Genomic DNA, 8,461 nt, shown 5'->3' on the forward strand with positions numbered 1-8,461 from the left:
ATATAAAGAAATATGAGTAGAAGCATGGCCTGGTGTTTCAAGCACTGTAAATCCAGGCAAAGAATTAATACGATCTCCTTCTCTCACAGTATGCGTTAACGATCTATTACAAGAATATTTAAGTGTCCTCGTCGTCAATAACGACTCGTCTTTCAAAAATGCTGCTGGCACACCAAACTGTAAGGCCGTCTCTCTAAAAAATTCATGATACCGCTTTAAAAATTCTGGATTTTGTGTGATCCAAGGCTCATTCCAAGGATGTCCAATAATATTCGTCTTCTCAGAAAATATATTTAAAAGTCCACAATGATCTGCATGATGATGCGTAATGACTACTGTTTCAATATCTTCTATCGTATATCCTAATGCACCTAATTGACTTTCTAACGCATTCCTTGCCTCTTCTGTATTCGTCCCTGTATCAATTAATGTTAATGTCTCCCCCTCAACTAAAAACACATTCACAGTTTCCACTGCAAATGGTACAGGAATCTCCATTCGGTGAATCGCCGTCATGCTTAGCCCCCCTGTCTCTTTCCGGTTCAAAAATGAATACTTCTTCAGTTTACAACTTCTATATATATTTGTCATTATTTTCAGATAAAAAGAGGTGTTTCCTATAAGAAAACGAATGTATGTACATTTATAAGAATTTCTAACCAAAATTAAAGGAGGAACATCATGTCTATTCAAAACATTTCCTTTCTCGGTGCAGGCTCTATTGCTGAAGCTATTATTGGTGGCTTGTTACATGCAAATGTTGTTAAAGGTGAACAAATTACTGTAAGTAATCGTTCTAACGAGACGAGATTACAAGAGCTACATAAAAAATACGGTGTCAAAGGTACTCATAATAAAAAAGAATTACTTACTGATGCAAATATTCTTTTTCTAGCAATGAAACCAAAGGATGTTGCAGAGGCGCTTACCCCTTTTAAAGAATACATAAATAATAACGTGCTTATTATTTCATTACTAGCAGGTGTTTCTACTCACTCAATTAGAAAACTACTTCAAAAAGACGTTCCAATTATTCGTGCAATGCCAAATACATCCGCAGCCATTCTAAAATCAGCTACCGCTATCTCCCCTTCAAAACATGCAACAGCGGAACATATTCGCACTGCAACATCTTTATTTGAAACGATCGGTCTCGTCTCTGTTGTAGAGGAAGATGATATGCATGCTGTCACTGCATTATCCGGAAGTGGACCTGCTTATATTTATTACGTAGTGGAAGCTATGGAAGAAGCTGCAAAAAAAATTGGTTTAAAAGAAGATGTTGCAAAATCACTTATTCTTCAAACGATGATTGGTGCTGCTGAAATGCTAAAAGCAAGTGACAAGCACCCTTCTATTTTGCGAAAGGAAATTACTTCTCCTGGTGGAACTACCGAAGCAGGTATTGAAGTATTACAAGAACATGAATTTCAACAAGCACTTATTTCTTGTATTACACAGGCAACGGAACGATCACATAATCTTGGAAAAACATTAGAACAACTAACAAAAGAAAAATAGAAAAAGGAGCTCAAATAAACTTGAGCTCCTTTTTCTATTTTTACACTTAGTTATTGTTCTTCCCAAAAATCTCTTCTTGCAGGCGACGACCAGTCGGCGTTGCTGCAAGTCCACCTTCTGCTGTTTCACGAAGTGCTACTGGCATCGTTTGTCCAATTCTAAACATTGCCTCAATTACTTCATCACATGGAATTGTACTCGTTACACCAGCTAATGCTAAATCTGCTGAAATCATCGCATTCGCAGCTCCTGCTGCATTACGTTTTACACAAGGCACTTCTACAAGTCCTGCAACAGGATCGCACACTAAACCAAGCATGTTCTTTAATGAAATTGCCATCGCTGTAGCTGCTTGATCTTGTGTTCCACCAGCCATCTCAACTGCAGCTGCAGCCGCCATTCCACTTGCTGAACCAACTTCAGCTTGGCATCCTCCTGCCGCACCAGAAATACAAGCATTATTCGCAACAACCATACCGAAAGCTCCTGCTGTAAATAAGAACTCAATCATTTCTTCACGTGTAGGCTGCAATTTTTCTCTTAGTGCAAATAGTACACCTGGCACTGTTCCAGCAGACCCTGCTGTTGGTGTTGCACAAATAATTCCCATCGCTGCGTTTACTTCATTTGTTGCAACAGCTTTGCTTACTGCATCCAAAATCGTATCTCCAGATAAGCCTTTTCCACTCTTCATATACGCTTGAACTTTTACAGCATCTCCACCAGTTAAACCAGTTGGTGATTTCACGCCGCGAATACCACGTTCTACTGCTTGTTCCATCACGACTAAGTTCTTTTCCATACCAGCAATTACTTCTTCACGTGAAATACGTCTTGTTTCCATTTCACATTGAATCATAATTTCTGCGATTTTTACATTTTGTTCTTTAGCTTGCGCCACTAGTTCCGCTGCGTTCCGAAACATGGTGTGTCCCCCCTGCAATTAATCCATAATAGTTACTTGACAAATATTTTGTTGCGCTTTTATTTCTTCAATCACTTCATCTGCTAATAATTCATCTGTTTCAATAACCATAAGCGCTCTTCTTCCTTTTTCTTTACGAGAAACACTCATTGTACTAATGTTAATCTCGTGTGTAGCAAGGATTGAAGCCACCGCTGCAATAGCACCAAAGCGATCGTTATTTACAATAAGTAGTGCTGGACTTGTGCCTGATAATTGAAGATCGAATCCGTTTAATTCTACAACTTCAATTTTACCGCCACCAATTGAGCAAGCAACAACTTCAATTTCTTCTTCACCTTTATACAAACGAATTCTTGCTGTATTTGGGTGAGGTGCATTGGCATCTTCTTCAATGAATTCCACTTCAATTCCGCGCTCTTTTGCTATTTCTAGCGCCTCTGGAATACGTAAGTCATCTGTTTCAAATCCCAATATTCCACCGATTAGTGCTACATCGGTACCATGCCCTCGATACGTCTTTGCAAATGATCCATATAACGAAATGCTTACTCTTTCTGGTTCATGACGAAACAGCTGGCGAGCAACTTGCCCCATTCTTGCCGCGCCTGCTGTATGTGAACTTGATGGTCCAATCATAACTGGACCGATAATATCAAATACTGAGCGATACTTCATCATAACTCCCCCTAAACCTCTATGAAAAAAATTTATTCTACTATTCTATTAAGCTGCTACATCTGTCGCTTTTCCAGTTGTACCACGAATTTGTTCTGCTGTATGAATTGGATAATTTTTGAATAAAAGTAATCCAATATAACCTGAAATAATACCAGTTATCATAATACATAAGAATCTTAGTATTATTTTCATTAAAAAAATGATATAAGATAATCCACAATAAAGTCTGGTAGCAATCCAAAGTTTAACACAGAAGCCATTGCAAGCATAGCATAAACAAGTGATATCTTTCCTATTATAATTCTCATGTTACTCTCTCATGGTTTAGTCAACTTCACTTGTTACGATAATAACTAAAAAGCATGTGACTTATCATAAATTATAATCTGCCCTCATTATAGCTTGTTTTTTATAAAACGCTTACTTTTGTTGAATTTTAAAAGTTCTGAATAAAAGTCCATTCCTGCTATTTGTATCACTTGTATGTCATCTGACTTATATAACAGTTTTTCTAAATAATCATTATTTCGTATTTTTATCGTATATATTCAAACCATTCTAATTTTCTGTATCATCCAAGTATAAGCATAAAATAATAACAGTTTTATTTTTAAATTTTTTTAGACATAAAAAAATGGTAACCCACCGTTACCATTTTTTACAAAATTATCATTTTTCTACTGGGAATGATTTCAAATCTGTCGCTATTTCTGTATTAGAAAACAACTCTCTTGCCTCTTTCAATAATTCCTTATATGTATCTCCTTGATAGCGAGAACTAATGTGAGTTAAGATTAATCGCTTCGCATTTGCCTGAAGTGCAATGCTCGCAGCTTGCTTAGATGTGGAATGAAAATAATCATGCGCTTGTTGCTCATCTTCTGCTGCGAAAGTCGCTTCATGGACAAGTACATCTGCATCTTGCGCAAGCTCCCTACTCGCTTCGCAATATCGCGTATCACCTAAGATAGTAATAATTCTTCCTTTTTGAGGTGGGCCGATAAACTCATTTCCATTTAATATCGTGCCATCCTCTAATTCAACTACTTCTCCATCTTTTAAACGTTTAAAGATTGGACCTGGTTTCACACCCATCTCAAGCAATTTATCAACTAAAAGAGCACCTTGTATATCTTTCTCTACAATACGATATCCAAAACATTCTATACCGTGTGACAATCTTTTCGTTTCTACATAAAATTCATTATCTTCAAATACGGTACCTTCTTCTGTTATCTCCACAACTTCAAGTGGATATTTCACATGTGTCGTACTTACCGATAATGCCACTTCAATAAATTGTTTAATTCCTTTCGGTCCATACACCGTTAAAGGCGTAGTTCCTCCTTGAAATGAACGGCTACCTAATAAACCAGGCAATCCAAAAATATGATCGCCATGTAAATGCGTAATAAATATTTTTTCAATGCGGCGCGGACGTACCGATGTATGTAATATTTGATGTTGCGTGGCCTCGCCACAATCAAATAACCAAGTCTGTCCTCGTTCTTCTAACAATTGTAAAGCAATTGCTGAAACGTTCCTTCCTTTTGAAGGAACACCTGCACCAGTTCCTAAAAATACAAATTCCACTTTCTTTCCTCCAGCTCTAAATATACTCTATCTCTCATCTTACGGAATGTTATTTCAAATGGCAAATCGAATTTACATAACCAATCATCTAGACAACTATATAACACGAACATTACACTTAAAAAATTTACCAATCGTTCGTGTTTTGTGGTAAAATAATTATACTACATTTTAAGGGAGCGTTTTATTATGAAAGAAGTATTTCGTTTACAAACTGATTTTTCATCTTCATTTGATCGCTGGGTAAGTTCTTTCGTGTCTGATCACCCAGCACAATTAGAATGGACAACTTTAAAGGAATTAATCCATGAATATACAACATCACATACAAATGATACGTTACCAGCATATATTTCTTCAGCTTTAACATATTACGCCCAACGCGTTTCAACTACAAACAGTTCAGAGATTGTTATTTTTGAAAACCCTACAATCTCGTAATCTATAATAAAAAAGCACTGGTTACAGTGCTTTTTTATTTATACTTATTTAACAAATGATCATATTCCGTCCAAAAGTCGGTATACATACTTCGCTCAAGCTCATTTAAAATTATCTTTTCACTTGATTTATTAAATAATTCTTTTGCTTGTAGTGCAAAAGAAACAATTTGTTTTCTATATTCATTTTCATTCAATTCTATATGAAGCCCTTCATAGTATATAGCCTTTTGATCAGTAGAAATAACTTTGACAAAGTCCTTTAAAATCACATTTTTACCTATATGGTTTATAGTCCAATGAATTGAAATTGGGCATCCTAACATTAGCATAGTGCCACATCCGTGCAAAATAACCCCCTCTTCATTTTCAATATCACAAATATATTCTTTATCTAAAGTTCGTAACAAAGCTAAAGCTGATTCACTTATTCCCCATTCCTCATCCATACCTGTCCGCGTAATAATCGTTCCATCCACATTTAAATATATTTCTCCGTGTGAACATAAATCTTCCTGCTCATTAAACAACCATTTTTGATTCTCAATATTTATAATAAAATTTTGTGGTACCATTACAAATTCCCCTTTTATAAAAATATTTATTTTCCATATTATTCATAATCAAAATCATGCATTTCATCCCACATATCTATTATAAATCCGTTTAATATTTTAAAAACACAGATAAAAAAGATATTGACACTACGATTTTACAGTGCTAACATTCAACATGTAATTGAATATGGTCTCTGTTAGGTGAGGCTCCTGTATAGAGAAACGCTGCTGCCCAAAAATGTCGAGAGACGCCAATGGGTCAACAGGAAAGGTCGGAATGAAGGCCTTTTTTAACGTAGCTGGTTTCAGTACCTATGCTATACAGTGCTAAAACTCAACGAGGGAGAGGTGCATGTATTTTGTCATACACAAAAACTGTTTTTATTTATGTCTACTAACAGTCTTTGTTGTGGACTCTTTTAACTGCGAATTCAGACCTTTACTCGTTTTGAGTAAAGGTCTTTTTACGTCTATATGCACCTTACTATGAAACAAACATAGCATATTCAGAAACTACTAAATTGTACGGAGGTGAGGAACAGTTGGCAATTGATGATTCGGCCCAGATACCCATACGTTTTACATTCATATTTCATCATGTAGGTAGGAAAGAAACTGTTCCTCACCATTTCAAATAGTTAGGTAACAGATTGTTTCCTCCTTCATGACAGAGGAGGAACTACCGATGTTTAATTTACAAAGACAAGAAACAAAGCATGCTTATGAGCAAGATAGCATGAAAACAAATAACGAATTATTAGTGGAGGTTGCAACACAAGATGTAAGCTCTGCGTTAAAACTTTTAGAAACAACACAAGATGGATTATCTAAACAAGAAGCGTCTCGTAGACTTTCTTTATATGGTCCGAACGAAATAGCTCATAATAAAATGGCGCCGTGGTACATTCAATTTCTATTGGCATTTAAAAATCCATTTATTTTCGTTTTATTAGCTCTTGGAGCACTCTCCTTTTTCACAGATGATATGCAAGGAACGATTGTCGTATCTGTAATGGTCCTACTTAGTGCAACGATTCGGTTTTCCCAAGAATTTCGTTCTCAAAAAGCTGCCGATAAGTTAAAAGCTATGGTTCGAACAACTGCGAGCGTATTTAGAATAAATGGATTTGTACATGAAACAAAAAATGTAAAGAATTTAAACCGAAATTACACAACAGAAATTCCAATTGAGGAACTTGTACCTGGCGATATTATTTCCCTTTCAGCTGGTGATATCGTTCCAGCTGATGTGCGTGTTGTATCCGCTAAAGATTTATTTGTTAATCAATCTTCTTTGACAGGGGAAGCACTTCCTGTAGAAAAATACGAACACTGCTACCATACAGAAAATAAGCATATCTTACCGAAAAACATGAAAAAAAATTACAATCCACTCGATATGGAAAACCTTTGCTTCATGGGAACAAATATTGTAAGTGGTAGCGCAAAAGCTGTTGTCATCTCAACAAGTACCGATACGTATTTCGGCTCTTTAGCAAATAAGGTAATTGGAAAGCGTGTAGAAACAAGCTTTGATAAAGGTGTAAACAAAGTAAGCTGGCTCTTAATTACATTCATGCTTATTATGGCGCCTATTGTCCTTCTCATTAATGGATTCACAAAAGGAGATTGGCAAGAAGCTTTCTTCTTCGCTATTGCCGTCGCTGTTGGTCTTACACCTGAAATGTTACCAATGATTGTAACTGCTAATTTAGCTAAAGGTGCCGTTAACATGTCTAAACAAAAAGTAATTGTAAAACAGCTAAATTCTATTCAAAACTTAGGTGCTATGAACATTCTTTGTACAGATAAAACCGGAACTTTAACAGAAGATAAAGTTGTCCTTGTTCGTCACTTAGATCCCAAGGGAAATGAATGCAATCGCGTCTTACAATTTGCCTATTTAAATAGTTTCTATCAAACTGGATTGAAAAATTTAATAGATAAAGCTGTTATTAAGCATACAGAGGAAAACAATAAATTTAATCCATCAGCTTTTCAAAAGCTAGATGAAATTCCATTCGATTTCGCCCGCCGGCGTATGTCAGTCATCGTAAAAGATATTTCAGGTGAACATACAATGGTTTGTAAAGGTGCCGTAGAAGAAATTTTATCAATTTGTAATTACACCGAAGTGGATGAAAAAGTCGTTCCACTCACCGAGGAAATACGTTCAAATGTCAAAAAACTAAGTGAGACATTAAATAGTGAAGGTATGCGGATTATTGCTGTGGCTTATAAAAAAGATAGAAGAATAAATAATAAAGAGTACGCAGTAAAAGACGAAACAGATATGATTCTCAGTGGATATATCGGCTTTTTAGATCCACCGAAACCATCTGCAGCAGCTGCAATTCAAGCATTACAAAAACATGGTGTACAAGTGAAAATTTTAACTGGCGATAACGAAATTGTTACAAGAAAGGTTTGTAAAGAAGTTGGATTAGATATCGGCGAACCAATCCTCGGTTACGAGATTGATTCTTTACCAGATAAAGCATTAGCAAAACTTGCTGAAGAAACGACTGTATTTGCGAAGCTTAATCCAATGCAAAAATCTCGTATTATACACGCATTACAAGGAAATGGACACACTGTAGGTTACATGGGAGACGGCATTAACGATGCTGTAGCATTACGTGAAGCTGATGTCGGAATATCTGTTAATACTGCTACTGATATTGCGAAAGAAGCTTCCGATATTATTCTACTCGAAAAAAGTTTAACTATATTAGAAGCAGGTA

The 8,461-nt window shown here is 36.0% G+C and carries 8 protein-coding genes and 1 riboswitch; of the genes, 3 read left to right on the forward strand and 5 right to left on the reverse strand.

Annotated elements, in window-relative coordinates:
• Window positions 1-516 (reverse strand): MBL fold metallo-hydrolase (locus MR167_RS29090; RefSeq protein WP_242316079.1); only part of this gene is annotated, 516 nt, incomplete at its 3' end.
• Window positions 517-681: 165 nt separating this feature from the next.
• On the opposite strand from MR167_RS29090, the gene proI reads away from it, so the two are divergent.
• A complete protein-coding gene (proI, locus tag MR167_RS29095; protein ID WP_000027254.1) occupies window positions 682-1,521 on the forward strand; it encodes a pyrroline-5-carboxylate reductase ProI in 840 nt (279 codons plus the stop codon).
• A gap of 46 nt (window positions 1,522-1,567) precedes the next feature.
• Here proI and sdaAA read toward each other — a convergent pair whose 3' ends face one another.
• The 3 genes from sdaAA to rnz form a co-directional block, all read right to left on the reverse strand.
• On the reverse strand, window positions 1,568-2,446 hold the full coding sequence (sdaAA, locus tag MR167_RS29100; RefSeq protein ID WP_000489454.1) for an L-serine ammonia-lyase, iron-sulfur-dependent, subunit alpha: 879 nt from the start codon (window positions 2,444-2,446) through the stop codon (window positions 1,568-1,570).
• A gap of 18 nt (window positions 2,447-2,464) precedes the next feature.
• Window positions 2,465-3,124 (reverse strand): L-serine ammonia-lyase, iron-sulfur-dependent subunit beta, encoded by a 660-nt coding sequence (sdaAB, locus tag MR167_RS29105; RefSeq protein WP_000877451.1) that lies wholly within the window; start codon window positions 3,122-3,124, stop codon window positions 2,465-2,467.
• A gap of 672 nt (window positions 3,125-3,796) precedes the next feature.
• Complete coding sequence (rnz, locus tag MR167_RS29110) at window positions 3,797-4,720, reverse strand: ribonuclease Z (protein ID WP_000397454.1); 924 nt, start codon at window positions 4,718-4,720, stop codon at window positions 3,797-3,799.
• A gap of 189 nt (window positions 4,721-4,909) precedes the next feature.
• Between rnz and MR167_RS29115 the strand changes: the two genes are divergently transcribed.
• Window positions 4,910-5,161, forward strand: a complete 252-nt coding sequence (locus MR167_RS29115; RefSeq protein ID WP_000665709.1) for a DUF3932 family protein — start codon at window positions 4,910-4,912, stop codon at window positions 5,159-5,161.
• A 34-nt stretch (window positions 5,162-5,195) separates the two neighbouring features.
• Here MR167_RS29115 and MR167_RS29120 read toward each other — a convergent pair whose 3' ends face one another.
• Complete coding sequence (locus MR167_RS29120) at window positions 5,196-5,735, reverse strand: hypothetical protein (protein ID WP_081143512.1); 540 nt, start codon at window positions 5,733-5,735, stop codon at window positions 5,196-5,198.
• 168 nt (window positions 5,736-5,903) lie between these two features.
• A riboswitch (M-box (ykoK) riboswitch) is annotated at window positions 5,904-6,071 on the forward strand.
• A 331-nt stretch (window positions 6,072-6,402) separates the two neighbouring features.
• On the opposite strand from MR167_RS29120, the gene mgtA reads away from it, so the two are divergent.
• The coding region (gene mgtA / locus MR167_RS29125) for a magnesium-translocating P-type ATPase (protein WP_242316080.1) at window positions 6,403-8,461 on the forward strand (2,059 nt) is incomplete at its 3' end.

Origin of the sequence: Bacillus cereus group sp. BfR-BA-01355 (assembly GCF_022663675.1) — a bacterium.
Lineage (GTDB): Bacteria > Bacillota > Bacilli > Bacillales > Bacillaceae_G > Bacillus_A > Bacillus_A thuringiensis_S.

What these genes read in the sequence shown, in the direction of transcription:
- MR167_RS29115 (WP_000665709.1), top strand. Translation starts at nt 4,910, where the DNA reads ATGAAAGAAGTATTTCGTTTACAAACTGATTTTTCATCTTCATTTGAT.
- sdaAA (WP_000489454.1), bottom strand. Translation starts at nt 2,446, where the DNA reads ATGTTTCGGAACGCAGCGGAACTAGTGGCGCAAGCTAAAGAACAAAAT.
- MR167_RS29120 (WP_081143512.1), bottom strand. Translation starts at nt 5,735, where the DNA reads ATGGTACCACAAAATTTTATTATAAATATTGAGAATCAAAAATGGTTG.
- proI (WP_000027254.1), top strand. Translation starts at nt 682, where the DNA reads ATGTCTATTCAAAACATTTCCTTTCTCGGTGCAGGCTCTATTGCTGAA.
- sdaAB (WP_000877451.1), bottom strand. Translation starts at nt 3,124, where the DNA reads ATGAAGTATCGCTCAGTATTTGATATTATCGGTCCAGTTATGATTGGA.